The 17,486-nt window shown below is 42.2% G+C and carries 21 protein-coding genes and 2 pseudogenes; 11 read left to right on the forward strand and 12 right to left on the reverse strand.

Features of this window, described 5'->3' with window-relative positions:
* Positions 1–18: 18 nt before the first annotated feature.
* Positions 19–417: a type II toxin-antitoxin system VapC family toxin gene (locus tag AC6I1H_RS14855; RefSeq protein WP_497738306.1), complete on the reverse strand. Its 399-nt coding sequence runs from the start codon at positions 415–417 to the stop codon at positions 19–21.
* A 1-nt stretch (position 418) separates the two neighbouring features.
* A complete protein-coding gene (locus AC6I1H_RS14860; protein WP_497738307.1) occupies positions 419–700 on the reverse strand; it encodes an AbrB/MazE/SpoVT family DNA-binding domain-containing protein in 282 nt (93 codons plus the stop codon).
* A 176-nt stretch (positions 701–876) separates the two neighbouring features.
* Here AC6I1H_RS14860 and AC6I1H_RS14865 point away from each other — a divergent pair, with 176 nt between their 5' ends.
* Positions 877–1,419: a Chromate resistance protein ChrB gene (locus AC6I1H_RS14865; protein ID WP_497738308.1), complete on the forward strand. Its 543-nt coding sequence runs from the start codon at positions 877–879 to the stop codon at positions 1,417–1,419.
* Entirely contained in the window at positions 1,420–2,553 is a 1,134-nt protein-coding gene (locus tag AC6I1H_RS14870; RefSeq protein WP_497738309.1) for an MFS transporter, read from the forward strand. It abuts the gene before it with no gap.
* A gap of 77 nt (positions 2,554–2,630) precedes the next feature.
* Here the strand turns inward: AC6I1H_RS14870 and AC6I1H_RS14875 are convergent, their stop codons facing one another.
* From AC6I1H_RS14875 to AC6I1H_RS14895, 5 genes are all read right to left on the reverse strand, one after another.
* Positions 2,631–2,957 (reverse strand): AzlD domain-containing protein, encoded by a 327-nt coding sequence (locus tag AC6I1H_RS14875; RefSeq protein WP_497738310.1) that lies wholly within the window; start codon positions 2,955–2,957, stop codon positions 2,631–2,633.
* Complete coding sequence (locus AC6I1H_RS14880) at positions 2,954–3,634, reverse strand: AzlC family ABC transporter permease (RefSeq protein WP_497738311.1); 681 nt, start codon at positions 3,632–3,634, stop codon at positions 2,954–2,956. The genes AC6I1H_RS14875 and AC6I1H_RS14880 overlap by 4 nt, the downstream gene beginning before the upstream one ends.
* 70 nt (positions 3,635–3,704) lie before the next feature.
* Positions 3,705–4,166 carry a pyruvoyl-dependent arginine decarboxylase gene (locus AC6I1H_RS14885; protein WP_497738312.1) on the reverse strand — a complete coding sequence of 154 codons (462 nt, stop codon included), beginning with the start codon at positions 4,164–4,166 and terminating at the stop codon, positions 3,705–3,707.
* Between the two features lie 68 nt (positions 4,167–4,234).
* Positions 4,235–4,984, reverse strand: a complete 750-nt coding sequence (locus tag AC6I1H_RS14890) for an N-acetylmuramoyl-L-alanine amidase family protein (RefSeq protein ID WP_497738313.1) — start codon at positions 4,982–4,984, stop codon at positions 4,235–4,237.
* Between the two features lie 19 nt (positions 4,985–5,003).
* Positions 5,004–5,654 (reverse strand): coenzyme F420-0:L-glutamate ligase, encoded by a 651-nt coding sequence (locus AC6I1H_RS14895; protein WP_497740819.1) that lies wholly within the window; start codon positions 5,652–5,654, stop codon positions 5,004–5,006.
* A gap of 135 nt (positions 5,655–5,789) precedes the next feature.
* Between AC6I1H_RS14895 and AC6I1H_RS14900 the strand changes: the two genes are divergently transcribed.
* The 4 genes from AC6I1H_RS14900 to AC6I1H_RS14915 all read left to right on the forward strand — a co-directional run bounded on the left by AC6I1H_RS14900 (position 5,790) and on the right by AC6I1H_RS14915 (position 9,920).
* The gene (locus AC6I1H_RS14900; RefSeq protein WP_497738314.1) at positions 5,790–6,701 is read left to right on the forward strand and encodes an N-acetylmuramoyl-L-alanine amidase family protein; all 912 of its coding nucleotides are present in this window, start codon (positions 5,790–5,792) and stop codon (positions 6,699–6,701) included.
* A 78-nt stretch (positions 6,702–6,779) separates the two neighbouring features.
* Complete coding sequence (gene rnr, locus AC6I1H_RS14905) at positions 6,780–8,912, forward strand: ribonuclease R (RefSeq protein WP_497738315.1); 2,133 nt, start codon at positions 6,780–6,782, stop codon at positions 8,910–8,912.
* Positions 8,913–9,239: 327 nt separating this feature from the next.
* Positions 9,240–9,662, forward strand: coding sequence for an MFS transporter (locus AC6I1H_RS14910; RefSeq protein ID WP_497738316.1), 423 nt, complete (start codon positions 9,240–9,242; stop codon positions 9,660–9,662).
* 42 nt (positions 9,663–9,704) lie between these two features.
* Positions 9,705–9,920 carry a hypothetical protein gene (locus tag AC6I1H_RS14915; RefSeq protein WP_497738317.1) on the forward strand — a complete coding sequence of 72 codons (216 nt, stop codon included), beginning with the start codon at positions 9,705–9,707 and terminating at the stop codon, positions 9,918–9,920.
* Between the two features lie 509 nt (positions 9,921–10,429).
* Here the strand turns inward: AC6I1H_RS14915 and AC6I1H_RS14920 are convergent.
* The 3 genes from AC6I1H_RS14920 to AC6I1H_RS14930 all read right to left on the reverse strand — a co-directional run bounded on the left by AC6I1H_RS14920 (position 10,430) and on the right by AC6I1H_RS14930 (position 13,249).
* A complete protein-coding gene (locus AC6I1H_RS14920) occupies positions 10,430–11,299 on the reverse strand; it encodes a metallophosphoesterase (protein ID WP_497738318.1) in 870 nt (289 codons plus the stop codon).
* Between the two features lie 335 nt (positions 11,300–11,634).
* Positions 11,635–12,696: a DUF4179 domain-containing protein gene (locus AC6I1H_RS14925; protein ID WP_497738319.1), complete on the reverse strand. Its 1,062-nt coding sequence runs from the start codon at positions 12,694–12,696 to the stop codon at positions 11,635–11,637.
* Positions 12,683–13,249: a sigma-70 family RNA polymerase sigma factor gene (locus AC6I1H_RS14930; RefSeq protein WP_497738320.1), complete on the reverse strand. Its 567-nt coding sequence runs from the start codon at positions 13,247–13,249 to the stop codon at positions 12,683–12,685. The genes AC6I1H_RS14925 and AC6I1H_RS14930 overlap by 14 nt, the downstream gene beginning before the upstream one ends.
* Before the next feature lie 225 nt (positions 13,250–13,474).
* On the opposite strand from AC6I1H_RS14930, the pseudogene AC6I1H_RS14935 reads away from it, so the two are divergent.
* A pseudogene (locus AC6I1H_RS14935) lies at positions 13,475–13,642 on the forward strand (family 1 glycosylhydrolase); the annotation flags it as partial.
* Between the two features lie 13 nt (positions 13,643–13,655).
* Here AC6I1H_RS14935 and AC6I1H_RS14940 read toward each other — a convergent pair.
* Positions 13,656–13,823: pseudogene (locus AC6I1H_RS14940) on the reverse strand (hypothetical protein); the annotation flags it as partial.
* A 14-nt stretch (positions 13,824–13,837) separates the two neighbouring features.
* Here AC6I1H_RS14940 and AC6I1H_RS14945 point away from each other — a divergent pair.
* The gene (locus AC6I1H_RS14945) at positions 13,838–14,515 is read left to right on the forward strand and encodes an Rpn family recombination-promoting nuclease/putative transposase (protein ID WP_497738321.1); all 678 of its coding nucleotides are present in this window, start codon (positions 13,838–13,840) and stop codon (positions 14,513–14,515) included.
* Positions 14,516–14,615: 100 nt separating this feature from the next.
* On the opposite strand, the gene AC6I1H_RS14950 is transcribed toward AC6I1H_RS14945, so the two are convergent.
* Positions 14,616–14,759, reverse strand: a complete 144-nt coding sequence (locus AC6I1H_RS14950) for an Rdx family protein (RefSeq protein WP_497738322.1) — start codon at positions 14,757–14,759, stop codon at positions 14,616–14,618.
* A 418-nt stretch (positions 14,760–15,177) separates the two neighbouring features.
* Between AC6I1H_RS14950 and AC6I1H_RS14955 the strand changes: the two genes are divergently transcribed.
* The 3 genes from AC6I1H_RS14955 (at position 15,178) to AC6I1H_RS14965 (ending at position 17,425) form a co-directional block, all read left to right on the forward strand.
* Entirely contained in the window at positions 15,178–15,315 is a 138-nt protein-coding gene (locus AC6I1H_RS14955; RefSeq protein ID WP_497738323.1) for a putative holin-like toxin, read from the forward strand.
* 168 nt (positions 15,316–15,483) lie between these two features.
* The gene (locus AC6I1H_RS14960; RefSeq protein ID WP_497738324.1) at positions 15,484–16,167 is read left to right on the forward strand and encodes a response regulator transcription factor; all 684 of its coding nucleotides are present in this window, start codon (positions 15,484–15,486) and stop codon (positions 16,165–16,167) included.
* Positions 16,168–16,177: 10 nt separating this feature from the next.
* Positions 16,178–17,425, forward strand: coding sequence for a sensor histidine kinase (locus AC6I1H_RS14965; RefSeq protein ID WP_497738325.1), 1,248 nt, complete (start codon positions 16,178–16,180; stop codon positions 17,423–17,425).
* Positions 17,426–17,486: the final 61 nt, after the last annotated feature.

Below are 17,486 nucleotides of genomic sequence, written 5' to 3' on the forward strand. Positions count from 1 at the left end.
AATAAAGTAGAAGCTTTTTTATTGTAGTTGTTTAAATCCGTATTGTACAAAATGTTTATCAAAAGTAAAGGCTGTATCAATATTTAACCTTTCCATTAATGCAAAAGTTGTTGCATCAGTATAAGAAAAGGTTTTATCAGTATAGCTTAATAAAATATTTATCGCACGTTTTTCATTTTCTTCCGTTATTCTTTCAATATGCCATATATTATTTTTTATCCAGGCCCTTGCTTTATCGGCTCCGACCCTGACTAAAATCAATGTATATATTTCCGCTACGATGAAGTTAGTCAGTATTGGAATCATTTTATATCTAAACATATTATTTAAGATATTCATAGCAGATTCATGATAATAACCAGTTTTATTGAAGATTTCATATAAGGCGCTGGTATCAACCAGAATCTTTTTGCTCATCTTATCCATCCTTTTTATATTCTAAATGCTTCTTTTCTTCCATTACTAAATATTTGTCGTGATTTTCGGCTACATCCGGCTCATCAGCCAGAGTACCTGCGAATTTCCATATAGGATCATTGTCTCCCAATGGTTCTACTACTGACAGTTTTTTTATCCTGATTTCGTCATTTTGTAAATAGACGATTAAAGAATCATCTTTTTTTATATTCAGCTTTTTTCTAATGAGATGTGGAATAGTCATCTGACCCTTACTTGTTACCTTTACAATATTATAATTCACAATTCCAACCTCCTTACTTAAAGTAATAAATTCTTACACACATTGTAAAATACATTAGAATTGATGTCAATATCAAAATATAATGCAACATATATTTTAGCAACATATGTTGCATTAGTCAAAAACATATGTTACAATATTAAAAAATAAACATATGTTGCAAAGAGGCGAACCATATGTCCGAAAAATTAAAGTGGTTTCTGATCATATACAGGGTTCCGTCGGAGCCTTCGACTTTGCGGGTGAAGGCATGGAGAAAATTAAAAGAGCTGGGTGCGTTGTATCTTCAGCAATCGGCAGCCATATATCCATGCATAAACAATCTCGAAGATGAGATCCGCATCCTGACAAAAGATATAAAGGAATCGGGGGGAGAGGCTCTACTGCTTCAAGTGACGGCCCTTTCTGACGAGGATGAAAATTATCTTATCTCAAAATTCAACGAGCAAAGAGATCTGGAATATGAGGAATTGATGGATAAATGCAATGACTTTTATTCAGAAATAGAAAAAGAGACCGCAAAACAGAATTTCACTTTTGCGGAGCTGGAAGAAAACGATGAAGAAATTGACAAGCTGTCGCGCTGGTTTTCAAAAATAAGGGAAAGGGATTTTTTCGGCTCAAAGAAGAGGCAAAAAGCCGAGGAAATGATGGCTGGATGCCGCAAACTCCTGATGGAGTTTGCGGACAAAATATATAAAAAAGAGGGGACGATATAATTGTTTAACATCATCATTCTGGGCATAACCAGTCTCTTAACCGATATCAGCACCGAGATGGTGTATCCGTTGCTCCCCATATTTTTAACCACAAAGCTGGGAGCGACGCCGCTGATTGTGGGCACGATTGAAGGCATAGCTGAAAGCTTGGCCAGCCTTTTGAAGGTTTTTTCTGGATACTTTTCAGACAAAATGGAAAGGCGGAAACCCTTCGCCATAATGGGATACGGCTTTTCCACCATAGGAAAGGTGCTGCTGTACCTTGCCTCATCGTGGCCTTTCGTGCTGGCAGGCAGGGTGGCGGACCGCTTCGGGAAGGGAGTACGTACAGCACCGAGGGATGCGCTTATTGCCGAGTCGGCGGCCCCCGATGCCAGGGGCAGGGCTTTCGGACTTCACAGGGCCATGGATACCCTGGGGGCAGCCATAGGTGTTGTGCTGGCCTACTATTTTCTGACCAGACACCCCGGCAATTACTACAGCGTGTTCCTTTATTCCCTGATTCCGGCAGTGCTGGGTGTGGTGGCACTCTTTCTGGTAAAAGAAAAGGTCACTCAGGTTAAAAATGCATCCAAAAAATTATCCCTGAACTGGAACGCTCTGGATAAACGCTTGAAATCCTTTTTAATTCTGATGTTTATATTTACCCTTGGAAATTCATCCAACCAATTCCTGCTTTTAAAAGCCCAGAATGTGGGTTTTGATGCAAAGACTGTGCTGCTTCTATACCTTTTATATAATGTAATATACGATATATTTTCCTATCCTGCAGGATTGATATCGGACCGCATCGGCAGGAAGAAAATGCTTGTAGCGGGCTATCTCGTTTACGGCCTGGTATACTTCGGATTTGCCCTGGCCCGGACGTTTACCGCCATCTGGGTTTTATTCGGAGTCTACGGGCTTTACATAGCCTTCACCGAAGGCGTGGAAAAGGCTTTTGTGACGGATATAGCGCCGGAAAACTTGAGGGGGACATTAATAGGCCTGCACGCCACTCTGGTGGGTATAGGCCTTCTGCCTGCTTCCATTCTGGCCGGGGCCTTATGGAACATGTTCGGGGCTGCTGCGCCCTTTTACTTCGGAGGGTTTATGGGGATTCTGGCAGCCATCGGCATATGGGTTTTAATCTAACAACACCTAAAGCCGTTGTAAAGCCGTTGGCCTGGGGCCATCACCCGCATATAACGGATAAGAATGATGGGATACACTTACGTATATACAAGGTTGTTTAAAATTATAATTATTATCATTCCAATGATTACGGTTAAAAACATATTTTTGGTTTTGTATGCTATGGGAAATGTAAGCAGCGACGTTATAAAAAGGGGATTTGACATCCCTATATTGATTTCGTGCCCTGTCACCAGCACGCTGGGGAAAAGCAGGGCCGACAGTACGGCTGCAGGGATGTAGTTTAAAAACCTTATCAAAATATCCGGCAGTTTTTTCTGAGAGAGCACCGTGGCCGGTATCATGCGGGGTAGGTATGTCACTATTCCCATGCCGACAATGAGATAAACATAACTCAATTTCATTTTTCAAGAAACACCCCCAGTGACGCTGCAGCGATGGTGGCCAGAATCACGTTCCAGTTGCCGGGAACAGTGAAAAAGAAAAACATGGACAACGCACCGGCCGCCAGAGCCACGGCGATGGTTTTCATATCCTTCAACTGCATGCATAAAAGTGCAAGGAACATGCCTGGCAGGGCGAAGTCGAAACCTAGGGCTTTTGTATCCGGTATGAGGCTTCCAAAAGCCGAGCCCAGTATGGTGCTCAGCACCCAGCTCAAATATGAAGTTATGTAAAGCCCCAGAAAATAAGTATGATTTAAACTTTTTTCTTTAACATCGGTGATGCTTACAGCAAAACTTTCATCGGTGATGTAAAAGGAAATCAGCGGGATAAGCTTTTTGTTTACTTCCCGGAAATAAGGGCTCAGGGAAGCACTGAACAGAATATGTCTTAAGTTTACCAGTAGCGTGGTAATAATAATGGGGAGTGGGCTTATGCCCGCTCCCAGCATATTTACGGCTATAAATTGAGCCGAACCGGCATAGACCAGAATAGACATGGCTCCGGTTTCGAACGGAGAAAGACCGTTGCCCGACGCCAGCACCCCCAGGGCAAATCCCACGGGAATGTAACCCATCACTATGGGCATAGCACGCTTAATGCCAAATGCGAGTTGATTTTTTTCAGTGGATGTCATGACGATTCCTCTTGTGCATTAATTTAATAAAAATATAACAAAAACTGCTCTCACAAGTCAATAACATATTTTAATACCATAGAAGAACTCCTGCAAAGGCGCAACCGATTTTATCCACCATGTGCTCGGCAGAACAGATTCTTACGTCGGCCAGAGGCTTGTTTCTAATTTTGAAGGCATTCACCACCATCTGCCTTATCCTGCTTTCGGCAGTGAACCTGTCAAATTCCCCGGAAAGCTCCATAATGACGCCGTAATCACCGTCTTCCGGGATTCCCACCGCCACCGCAGCAGATATGACGGCCCCGGGCCTGCTGTTCACGATGGAACCATAGGCTACGGGTACCAGATTCCCCGGAGGTATAACCAGAGTTTCATCATATACCGCACCTGGAGGTAAAATACTGCTAACCCGGAGGAGATTAAGGTTTCCAGCTCCGGCCGAAAGCAGCGCACCATCGAAGGCATTGAGTTCAGTAGCTCCTTCCGAACTACCCGCTACCATCCTGTATTTTGTTGGCATTGGCAGCATAAAAAAACCCCTCTCATCTGATTTTACAAAATATAATATGAGAGGGAGAAAAGATGCGTTACATTTTTTTAATTGTATTCAGGAGTATGTTTGGGAGTATCTTTATTAAAGTACCGATTTATACCTGACGATATGGCTTTGGCTATCTTTTCCTGGTAAGAAGGGTCCTGAAGTTTCTGACGGTCCGAAGGATTTGATATAAACCCCATTTCCACCAGCACCGCAGGAATAGGAGATTCCCGCAGTATGAACAAGTCCTGTGGCAGGGCTTCCCGGAAATTTTCAGGTTCCAGAGCTTTTAATTCCTCCTGAATCAGCAGAGCCAGCAGTTTGCTTTCGGGTTTTTGTGGATTGTAGAAACACTGAGCTCCAAAGCAGGACGGGTCGGGATACTGGTTGACATGTATGCTCACAAATATATCCGCTCTGTTTGAAACAGCCATGTCAATTCTGCGCTTGAGTTCTTTGTGGTTTGCCATCTGTTCCTGGGTCTCATGGTCCCGGGTAAGAACCACATTGAATTTTTGCCGGTCAAGGATTTCTTTCAGTTTCAAAGAAACTGCAAGATTAATTGGGCTCTCGGCCACACCGCTGTCACGGTGGACCACCCCCCTGTCAATGGTACCATGTCCGGGATCTATAATAACGGTCCTGCGGGGAATAAGCAGCTTAAACACTGGAATGTTGCCTGTAATAAACATATGATAGCTCAAACCCAGAAGTATTACCAGAAAAATTACAGCCGGCAATTTTGGATTTAAAACTTTTACATTTATTTTTTTAAACAGACCGGAAAGTTTGTGGACGGCGTTTTTCATTAAACCGCGCCTCCCCTTTTTAATATTTTATGCGCTTTAACACCACGATGGGAGTTTGCTGGTCGTCATTGCCCAAGGGATTGTTTTTTAAAATTTCGACCAGTTCCTTTTCTTTTACTTTTCCCGATACGGCCAGAATATCGACGCATTTTAAATCATTTATGTCTGCAATAACGGTAGTTATACCGGTTTTTTTATATATCTTATCCGTGATTTCTTTTGATTTTTTTGGTCCCGGCACTATGTAATGGTCATAGGGAGGGAGAGTTCCCGCTATGTCGTCTATCTTGGCCAGCTCTCTTCCTGCCACCCTGTAGAAATCGCCCCTTCGACCCAACAATTTCCCCAGGGCTGCCGCTACGGCTCCCAGGATAATGCGAATTTTGCCCACCTCATTAATGGCCAGTTGCATGGCTTCGGGAGTGCCGAGGCTCCCATCCTTGTCCGGAAATTTGGATAAAAAACGCGCTAGAAGGCCGCTTTTCATGGAACTGGATAAAACCGCCCTTCCCTGGGCTATTGCCACAGGGCTCTCGGCTATGACGATTATATCTCCGGATTCAGCCACGGGACGAGCGTATTTTACTACGACCTCCACGATATCGTCTTTTTCTGTTATAATATGAGTCCTGATGGGCACCGGCGCCCATCCTGCGGCGGATAATTCCATGTTCACCCCTTCTCTCCATTTACATTTTTATTCAACATTATCGTATTTTAGAATGTTGTTTTCAGTAACCATTTTTAAAATGCCGGAATAAAATAAATCTGATGAAGAAAAATATAGGGTTTGAGGGGGATTGGCATGAAGAGAGGTCTGACAAACTTATATGTCAGGACCGGTTCCGACTTTTCTACTATGATACTGGAATCCACCGCACCGCTTTCTCATACCGTAAAAAAGCTTTCTCACCATATTTATGAGGTTTTGCTGAATGGGGAACTTATAATGGCACAGGATACCATAAATATATATGACGGGCTGATAAACACAATTAAGGTTTCTGAAAAAAATGGAGCCGGTCAGGTTTCCACCGTGCTCCAGTACCCGTCGTCATGCCGCTTAAAACGAGTCCGGGGTATTCCCGACAGACTTGAAATATATTTTGACAGAGCATTTGTAAAAGAAATAATGAAAGATAAAATGATAGTAATCGACCCGGGTCACGGCGGCGGCGATTCCGGGCGCAGGGGCTATATAAACCTTCTGGAAAAAAATGTAGTGATGCATATTGCGGATTTTCTTAAATCAAAAATTATTGCTACAGGAGGCAGGGCAGTACTTACAAGAGAGAAGGACATATCCCTGAGTTTGGTAGACAGGCTGCAAGCCGCCGAATTGCTGCAAGCGGATATATGGATAAGCATTCACACTCGCTGGGACCGGGACAAAAGCAAATGCGGAGCCGGCGCGCTGTATCATTCCAAGCAGGGCGAACTGCTTTGCAGATATATTCTTGAAGAAATTGGTAAAAAATTGAAACTGGAAAACACGGGCGTATACGAAGAAAGCCTTTCTGAGAGGTTCGATTTTATTAGAACAAAGGGCAATATACCCTTTGTGACCATTGAAGTCTGCACCATATCGAATCCGGTGGAAGAAGGTTGGCTTCGGAGCCCGGTTTTTAAAGAGAGGGCGGCACAGGCCATAATCAATGGCATTGCAAGATATTTTGACAGCTGTCGGTATGAAGAATACAAAAATATTTTCCGATAAATTTCTGCATCTTGTAAAATATGCCAGAAAAGCATAAAATAAGGTATAATATAGATTATATTAAACAGGAGGCAAAGTATGCCATTTAAAGAACAGCTCATAGAATTCATGAAACAGGAAGCATATAAACCCATGACGGAAAGTGAACTGGCACAGGCACTGAATATTGAGGCTGGGGAGTTTGACCTTTTGCTTAAAGTTCTGCTTCACATGGAAAAGGAAGGTCTTGTGATAAGGACGCGGCGTGGCCGTTACGGCATTCCAGAAAAAATGAACCTTGTAGTAGGGAAAATAGAGGGCCATCCGAAAGGTTATGCCTTTTTAATCCCTGAAAGTCAGGAGATAGATGATATCTATATAAGCCGTGAGGATTTGAACGGTGCCCTTCACGGCGACAAAGTCGTAGTCCGTCCCAAGCTGCCCGCAAGACATGAGGGTAAAACTGAAGGTGAAGTGATAAGAATTCTGCAGAGGGCTGTCAAAAAGGTGGTGGGCACCATTGAAAGGGACAGGCATTTTTCGTTTGTGATACCCGATGATAAAAGGTTTTATTATGACATATTCGTTCCAAAGGATCAAACCATGGGTGCAAAATCCGGACAGAAAGTGGTTGTGAAAATAACCCGGTGGCCTGAAAAAAGGCGCAACCCCGAGGGTGAAGTGGTGGAAGTTCTGGGGTATGAAGGGGAAAAAGGCGTAGATGTGCTTTCCATCATAAAAAAGTACGACCTTCCTCTGGAATTTCCCAAAAAAGTATTGAACCAACTGGAAAGTATACCCGATGAAGTAAGGCCCGAGGATTTGAAGGGCAGGGAGGATTTCAGGGATAAGAAGATAGTGACCATAGACGGTGAAGATGCAAAGGATCTGGACGATGCGGTGGGGATAGAGCGCACAAAAGACGGATACCGGCTGGGTGTTCACATAGCCGACGTCAGCTACTATGTTAGGGAAAAAAGCCCCCTGGATATTGAAGCCATGAAGCGGGGCACCAGCGTCTATCTTGTGGACAGGGTCATCCCCATGCTTCCCTCCAAGCTTTCTAACGGCATCTGCAGCTTGAACCCCAGGACCGATCGTCTCACGATGAGCATTATCATAGACTTTGACGAAAATGCGGATGTAAAGAGTTACCGGATAACTCCGGGAGTGATAAAGACCTGCGAAAGGATGACATATACCGAAGTCACGAAAATCCTGGAGGAAAATGATGCTGACGCAATTAAGCGCTATGAATATCTGGTGGAAGACTTCAGGCTCATGGAGGAATTGGCCAGAAAACTTACGGCAAAGCGGTTTTCCAGGGGAAGCATAGATTTTAACATCGAAGAAGCAAAGGTAATACTGGATGAAAGCGGCAGCCCGGTGGATGTAGTGAAGGAGGAGAGGCGAATCGCCAATCGCATCATCGAGGAATTTATGCTGGCAGCCAACGAGGCAATAGCCGAGCACATGTACTGGCTAAAGGCACCTTTCGTCTACAGAGTCCACGAGGTGCCCGATGAGGAGAAAATGTTCTCTCTCAGGGAATTTCTGTATAACCTGGGCTATACCATTAAGGGCATAAAAAATATAAAGCCCAAGGCCCTGCAGGATATTCTGGAAAAGGTAAAAGGCCGTTCCGAAGAGCGCGTGGTGAATACGGTGCTTTTGAGGTCATTGAAAAGAGCCCGCTACAGCGAAGAAAACCTGGGCCACTTTGGTCTTGCCGCCCACTTTTACACGCATTTTACCTCCCCCATCCGGCGCTATCCCGATCTCATGATACACAGGATCATCCGGGAACACCTGGAGGGGAGGCTGGATGAATCAAGGCAGGAAAAATTAAATAATATTGTGGCCAGGGTGGCAAAGATATCTTCAGAGCGGGAACGCGTAGCAGAAGAAGCTGAAAGAGAGAGCACGGATTTGAAAATTGCCGAATACATGGCAAAGCGCATAGGAAAAATTTATGAAGGCATTGTTTCGAGCGTCACCCCCTTCGGAATGTTTGTGGAATTGGAAAACACCGTGGAAGGTCTGGTCCATGTGAGCAACCTGGAAGATGACTTCTATCACTTTGACGAAAAGAGTATTACTCTGCGGGGCGAGCGCACAGGCAGGGTATTTCGCATTGGAGATGCTGTCAGGGTCAGAGTATCGAAAGTAAATGTGCCCGAGAGGCAGATAGATTTTGAACTGGTAGAAGCCAAAAAGGCTCAAGCGCCGTAGCTATGAGTGTCAGAGGGACGGAGTTGTTGACAACATCTCAAATCCTTATCTCAAAGTGTGAAGGAGTGCGCTAATAATGACAAAAAGATCCGGACTGACGCTATTTGATTTGCCGAATTATGTCAGGCCCTATCCGGTACTGCTGTTCCTGCATTGCCGGATTTTTAATCGGGAGTATTTTTGGCGGTCATCTGGGGTTGACCAAAATGAACACTGTGTGGATAATTTATATTGGGATCAATATTGCTGCTCTATTCTATGCATTTTTTAAGATGAAGGAGCAGCATTACGAGGAAAGATCCGGGCCCGAGACCGAGTGGCCGGAATTTGGAATCAAAAAAATATTTAAAACTGTATTTGTCGAATGCAGGAGCTCTTGTTACTATCAACATCCTGCTATTAACCTGCATCTTTGCATTTGGCATGTCTTTTAACCCAATTATGGCAATAATTGTTTATATTATTTATAAGATCCTGACCGGTGTATATGAGCCTATACAGGAAACTTTTATCAATGCTCACATTCAAGATAAATATAGGGCGACCGTGTTATCGGTTTATAATATGGCCGGATCTGCCGGCGAGGTGATTAGTGGGGTCGGCATTGGTTGGGTGGCACAGAAATTTGGGATCCGGGCATCCTTTTTTGCCAGTAGTCTCAGCATTTTTTTGGTTATTATTGCTTTTATCTATATTATGATTATTTATAGAAAGGCAGACAATGCTCTGTCAGGGGGGCTGGGTTATTGATAACATTTCGCATTAAGCATAACAAAGGCTGGAATTTAATTTATGCCGATGATAGTAAGGGGACTGTCCGAGAAGGAAAAGAAAGAGCTTTCGGAAGTGATAGAAGAAAGCGAGGAGGTGGATGAGATGATATATAATCTTGAAAGAGCTTTACAGGAAGAATTTCAGAAAAGGGGAATTATGGGGATGGAAAAAAGGATGTTGGAAGCCAAGTTTACTTTAAGGCATTGTATTTCTGTTTCGTTTTCGCTGGAGTAAAAACTTCTATATGCGGCAACCTCTTTGGGAGCTTTATTTAAAACCTCTATTGACTTCTTCACCATTGGTACGGCCAGGGTTTTGTCGCAAGGATTGCCTTCTTCAACATAGCTTGAAACTATCAAACCTTCTTCTGATTCTGCCAGTGCTATTTTTCTCCATGGCGGAAACCTTACTGGCCGAGTGTAATACATCCTTCGTTATTTCTACCAGTTCTTTTACTGTTTTTCGGAAGTAATTGGTCAAATATGCTTAATTGTTTGAAGTCTTCGTTCTTAATTATCAGCATTCTTCATCCCTCTCCTTCTTGCGATATTATACCATAAATGTCCATATTATGGAGATGAAGATGCAGGTTTTTTGCAGGTTTGAGGGGTTTATTTTTCAATGGAAACTATTTAAAAAACACAATTGCCTGAATGTTTTCGGGTGATTGTGTTTTTTTGCTTTTGTGGGCGATACACCGTGAAACTTACAAAAAAGATCATATAGTTGTGCGACTGTTAAGTTTAAATAGATGATTTTACATTTTGCAAGGTTACCACTACAATCTCCGGCCTGTTAAATATTCTTATTGGTATGATGCTATTGCCAAGTCCTCTGCTGACGATGAGCGTTGATTGATTTTGTGTATAGGCACCGCTTGTGTATTTAGGAAACAGGCCTTGATCTGGTGCTATTAATCCCCCGACAAAAGGGATTCTGAACTGTCCTCCGTGAGCATGTCCTGAAAAGATGAGGTCTATATTTTCATTTGCATATAAATCAAAAAGTTCAGGTCTGTGAGAAAGCAAAATCTGAAAAACAGAATCATCTGATAGGCGCATGAGATGTTCTTCCAATTTAGACGAATTTGTCCCGTCCATGTAGGAAGATGTAAGAAAATCCGGGTCAGATAAGCCTAATATATCAATTTCGGCTCTGCCCTTTATCAATTTAACTTTATTGTCGTCAAGTATCTGCACGCCGCAGCTCAACAGTTTATGGCTGATATTATCATAATCACCGGACCATGCCTCATGATTTCCGGAAACATAGTAAACCGGGGCAATTTTCATCGCTCCTTCTATAAATATCATCGCAGTGGTAAGGTCATATTTTCTTCTGTCAATCAAGTCTCCTGTGACCACGATTATGTCCGGAGAAATTGCTCTGATTTTCTTCAATAAACGCTCCTGATTTTTGCCAAATTGTTTATTATGCAAGTCTGAAATATGGACGATCCTGTATCCGTCAAATTCATGCGGTATCTTAGTGTTGCTATAATTAATGTATGTTGTTGTTATATCATTGTTCTGCCATACACAAAAAAATGACATGCTTGCAATAACAAATGCCACAACAAGCAAAACTCTAATTCTCTTGTATTTTTTTAGCATGTTTCACACCACATCTTATCTAGCTGATTAATTTTAAACGGAAATTATGTTCACAATCTACGACCGATTCAAGGTGACCATCATCTGCTCAGTAGAAATTATATCACTAAATACTTCGATCTTCCACAGGCAAGTCAGATTTACCGTGAACTCAATGCCATGACAGCTTTAGGGGAGACCGACGGCGAGGCAGTATGAATTATATTCGGGGATCTATTGCCCAAAATCCTAAGATTATTTTATCACTAAAAAGCCCGCTTTAAAAAATCAAAGCAGGCCTCAAAAAACCGAGATGAATATTCTTCTGTTTCAATGGACTGAATCCTACAGGCAAATCACTTTTTCTTTAAAGATATTGTAAATTCTTCTCCCACCTTTTTATAATCATCGCTCATTTTCCCGCTCTTTTCAGGAAGTTTTGCTGCATAAGGAGTCAGAGTAATGGATGTGATTTCATCGGATAAATCCCCCTGTATGTTTTCGTATTTAAATACTAAATCTTCGCCGGATACACTGGTCAGGAAAAATACAACGTCATTTCCCAGATTGTCATGTCCCCTTAAGGAAACATCATATGAAACGTTTGATTTGCCCCTTACTTTTCCGAAAATCTTTTGATTTACGGGATTATACCTGAATTCCTCCAGGCTATAGGTTGTGTCACCTATGTTAAATGAATAATCCAGGGGTACTGAGTGCGAATTTGCCATTAACTCGCTGCCGTTTGCCGTGAATTCAAACTCCCACTTTCCTTTTACCCTTTCTTCTGAAGTGCCTATAATATAATACGGATCCTTTAACACGATTTTTACGTCTATGTCTTTTTTTAAATCAATCCCTTTAGTATCGACGGCACGGGTGTAAAAAAAAACCGTTTTGGAATCATCTATCCTCCCGGCGCGGCCGGATCCGCCATAATTTGTCAATTTTTTGCCATTGATGAAAATGTCGTAGTCGAAGAAAAAACCATCCACAGGTTTATTTGTGTTGACGAGTGTGGAGAAGATCAACTCGTCTTTATCTATGATAACATCGCTCAATTTTACTTCCACGCCGTTTTCTTCAACGGTCTGGTCAATTACATTTGCATAGGGTTCAATATTTCTTTCAATACCCAGGGCTTTGCCGATGGAATAAGAAATCTCCGAAACCTTTGACTGGGCAGCGGCATAAACATTTTTCCCAAAATTTGTCTGGCTTAAAAGCCCAATGGATAAAACCGCAACAGCAGCAATAGTTCCAAATTTTCTAAAGCTAATGCCTTTTTTCCTGCTTTTCTTCCTGAAATTGTTTTTTAAACTTTGCTTTTCCATTTCGTTCAGATCCTCTTTATGATAATCCCCAAGGTCAACGTCCATGTAATTCAAAAGTTCATAAACGTTTTTAAAACCCTTCATTGCCCGAACCTCCTTTTAAACTGAAAGCTTTGCGCATTTTCTTTTTACCCCTTGAAAGCCTGTTGTAGATTGCGGCTTTGGTAAGGCCCGTATCATCAGATATTTCATCCACGCTTTTATCTTCAAAATAAATTTTTAAGAAAATGTCCCTATCTTCTTCCGACAGACTGCGAAGCATTTTTTGGGTCTCCTCGCTGATTTCTTTTGCCAGAATATCTTTTAGAGCATTGTCTTCCGCTGGGATTATCACAGATTCAATATCTTCATTCTCCAGGTCCTTTAAATATTTTCTTGCATAATTGAGCGATTTATATTTTGCGATTCCCGCCACCCAGTTTTTAAAGCTGGATTTGCCAGGGTCATAATAGCAAATATTTTCCCAGATACCCATTAGACAATCATTCATGCACTCTTCATAATAATCCGGAAGGTAACAGAGATGCTTTTTTATGACCGTCTTGAGGATCCATCCATAATTGTCTATAACATATTCAAGGGCCTTCTCATTTCTCTTTTTCAATTGCTGGATGAAGTTTTCTTCCGTTATTTTCAACGGGCACCACCTCCCCTGTTAATAATTTTTCATCTGCAGATGATTTTTTAAGCGCCCTCTCATTTATTACTTCACATGAAAAACCGCAAATCTATCAAGAATTTATGATTTGCATTGTACTGCAAAATACAATCTTTCTAAATCTTAGCATACAGTTTTTTTTTTGCAAGCAACCTTTTCCACATCAAGTAGTGGAAAAAACAGTCGTTGAGTTGAAAGCCCCCTGGCTGTATTGATATCGTAAGTCTGTCCACTAACCAGATGAGCAAGCGCTATGGTTTCATTTACGTGGATGCGGACGATTTTGGCAATGGAACTTATAAGCGTTTAAAAAAGAAGTCGTTTGACTGGTACAAAAAGGTGATTCGATCGAATGGAGAGGATCTGGACTGAAGAGGAACCGCAATCAGAAAAGCTGCAGCGGCTTTAACGCCTCCTTCATCTCCGACTTGATACGCTCCAAACCTTCTTTGGTACTTGCTTCGCAGCGAACGATAAGCTCGGGTCCCGTATTGGAGCTTCTCACAAGCTCCCACCCGTCAGGGAAGAGAAAGTTAATTACTGTGGAGAAAAGAGCATGAAAAGCTTTTGCAGCAGCATAAAATCTGTGATATAATACATAAAAAAGATTTCAGACTTCCCGCCATTATTCCAATAGTATTATACAACGGTGAAAACAACTGGACAGCGTCTATGAACTTTAGAAACACCCTGAATGGCCAGGAGATTTTCAAACAACAGGTGCTGGACTTTGAATACATCCTGATAGACGTAAACCGATATAGCGAAAAAGAACTTATGGGACTGTCCAACCTTATAGGGGCGGTATTTCTAATCGACCAGAAAGCCGATATAGAAAAGCTAAAGCAAAGATTGCGGAAACTCATAGATGTTCTGAAAAAATTGAGCCCCGAAGAATTTCTTCTGTTCAAGACATGGTTGAAAAGAGTCATAGTAAGGGGACTGCCCGAGGAGGAAAAGCGAGAGCTTTCGGAAGTAATAGAAGAAAGCGAGGAGGTGGATGAGATGATATATAATCTTGAAAGAGCTTTACAGGAAGAATTTCAGAAAAGAGAAATTATCGGTATGGAAAAAGGGATAGAAAAAGGCATTGAAAAAGGCATTGAAAAAGGCATTGAAAAAGGCATGTTGGAAGCCAAGTTAGAAATAGCAAGAAAACTGCTAAGTAAAGGCAGAAATGTAAAAGAAATAATGGAAATTACCGGCTTGCCAGAAGAAGAAATATTAAGACTGCAAGCAAATTAAAGCGTAGCATAAGCATGATATAGGCTATTCATGAGGAGCCAGGCTTGAATAAACAGAGGCTGTTTCAAAAAAATTTGAAAACAGCCCCTATTTTATGCTCTCACCATATTATTTTATTTTCCACTTCGCCCAGCTCAGGGAATCTGCCTGTCTCTTCTTTGGAAAAAATCAGCTTCCCGTCCAGCGTTACCTTTCCCGATACTTCTCTTATTTCTTCACCATCGTCGGTGTAAAGGGAAAACATTACATCATAATGCTTAAAAGTTCATCACCGGCACTCTGACAGCTTCGACCTTGGCTACTAAGATCCATGTGGCTACGATGAAGATGACTGCCGCTTTGGTCAAAAGGCCTCTGTATTTATTCCAGCTTTCCGCTCTTTTTTGCCCTGTGCAATCTCTGGTGCGGAGGTGGACAAGTTTAAGAAATTCGGGTTGACGCCGCTTGCGGCGACCGATGTAAAAGCGCCATTCATTGCCGAGTGCCTTGCCTGCTTGGAGTGCCGCGTGACCGGCCGGCTATTTTCCTCTGCTTGTTTGAAAGAAAAAATAAATTGCAAATTGAATAAAAATGTAGAATATGATACCATGTATTTCAGGTAACTGGATGAGCAGGGTGTGGTTGCCACCTCCTTTATATCAGAAGGAAGGAGGTGGTGCGGTATGGGTACATACGAGGCTCTATCATTAATGATTGCATCCTCTATGCTTACCGTATCGCTGATTTCCTTAATTGTCGTGCTGATTAAGGCGAAAAGTAAAGGAAAAAAAATAATCACCCTGCTATGTCCCAGCGGGTGATTATTCTTTAATTACCCTATGTGGCAACCGCACTTTTGCGGGTCCGGTTACATCTGACTATATTATAGCACAAAATTTAAAAAAGTAAACATGAAAGTAAATATGAAAGTAACATATATCAGCCAATAATTCCAGATTATACCTGTAGAGAGACATGGAGGAACGGCTATGAGAAAGATATTGTTGGTGGAAGATGATTTAAGCCTGATCGAAGGCTTGAAATTTTCCCTTTCCAAGCATGGCTTTGATGTAACCGTTTCAAGGACAGTAAAGGAAGCCAGAGCCTGTATTGATAAAAATGAATATGACTTGATTCTGCTGGATTTAATGCTTCCAGACGGCAGCGGTTTTGATGTCTGCAAAATGGTCAGGCAAGTATCGGACATTCCGATCATTTTCCTGACGGCTTCCGATGAGGAGGTAAATATCGTTATGGGCCTGGACATAGGCGGCGATGACTATATCACAAAGCCCTTCAAACTGAATGAGCTCATATCCAGGATAAACGCCGTACTGAGGCGCTGCGATCCGGCAAATCAGCAGGCTGCGGAATTGAAGGCAAACGGGATTACGGTGAAGCTCCTGGAAGGAAGGGTGATAAAAAACGGAATCGACCTGGAACTTACATCCGCCGAATACAGGCTGCTTTGCCTTTTCATGCAAAATCCGAAAGTCATATTATCAAAGGAGCAGATAATGCAAAAGCTGTGGGACTGCCGTGAAAGCTTTATCGATGACAACACTCTGGCCGTCTATATCAGCAGGCTGCGTGAAAAAATAGAGGATGATCCCAGACACCCCTCTTTTTTAACCACTGTCAGGGGAATGGGGTATAAATGGAACATTCTTTGAGGTGTTTGCCATGGCCCTTCTGATAAATAAAAGCGCAAAAAAATTTTTAATACTTATAATATCGGTTTTGCTTCTGGGATTCATGCTGGCCCAGCTAATTGGTTATGTGTATGCCGTCCGCTTTAAAAATGAATTGATACAGCACGACTATGAGCTTGCGGGGTTCTTAAGCCAGAAGTATCCTGAAATGGCTTCTCAGATTCCGGCCATTTTCACATCGGCCAAAACGGGGACCGATCTTGACAAAGGCAGAAAGCTGCTTGAAAGGGCAGGTTATATAAACAGTGTGCAAATTCATTTGATACCCAGGGCAAACGCGTTTTATAAATCGAATATGACAACAAATTTCATCTTTTCCTTTTTTATGGGTGCCGCAATATTGCTTCCGATTTATCTGTTTTTGGCAGCCCATTATAAAAAAATAGACGGGTATAATGAGGATATAAACAGAATAATGAAGGGACAAATTGAGACAAGGCTTGAGGATACGGAAGAAGGAAGCCTGTCAAGACTGGCGGCATCCATAAATAACATGACTTCGGCGCTGCACGCCCACATCGAAAAAGAAAAACATGACAGGACCTTCCTGAAGGATATCCTGGAAAATGTGTCACATCAACTAAAGACTCCTCTATCGGCACTTATGATGTATAACGAAATTATGAAAGATGAAAATGTCGAAAATGAAGCCATAATAAGCTTTTTAAATAAAAGCGAAAAGGAGCTTTGCCGCATGCAAACCCTGATAGCCAATCTTTTAAAGATGGCCAAATTGGATGCGGGAATTATTGAACTCAATAAAGGTAACCATATTTTAAATGACATTATAAAGCAGGCGGCTGAAAGCTTTGAAACCAGGCTCGCAAGAGAAGGAAAAACCTTTGAGCTGGAGGCCGGCGGAAAAGTTTATTATCCCTGCGACAGAGAGTGGATGCTCGAAGCCCTCAGCAACCTTATAAAGAACGCCGTGGAGCATACTGCAGCAGGAGGCCATATTTCGGCGCTCATTGAGGAAACACCTTTGATGGTAAAGATAACCGTGCGGGATAACGGCGAAGGCATACATCCGGATGATCTAAACCATATCTTTAAAAGATTTTATCGAAGCAGGTTTTCACAAAATACGCAGGGCGCAGGTATAGGCCTTGCCCTGGCAAAAACAATAATTGAGATGCATGGAGGCTTTATATCCGTCGAAAGCGAACTTCAAAAAGGCTCCGCATTCACCGTTCATCTGCCCAGGCTTACAAAACAGTAAGATTTAATTCATAATATTGTAAGGTTTCGGTGATATTCTATGCTTGTTATTGGATAAAATC

The organism is Biomaibacter sp. TOL (assembly GCF_059717795.1).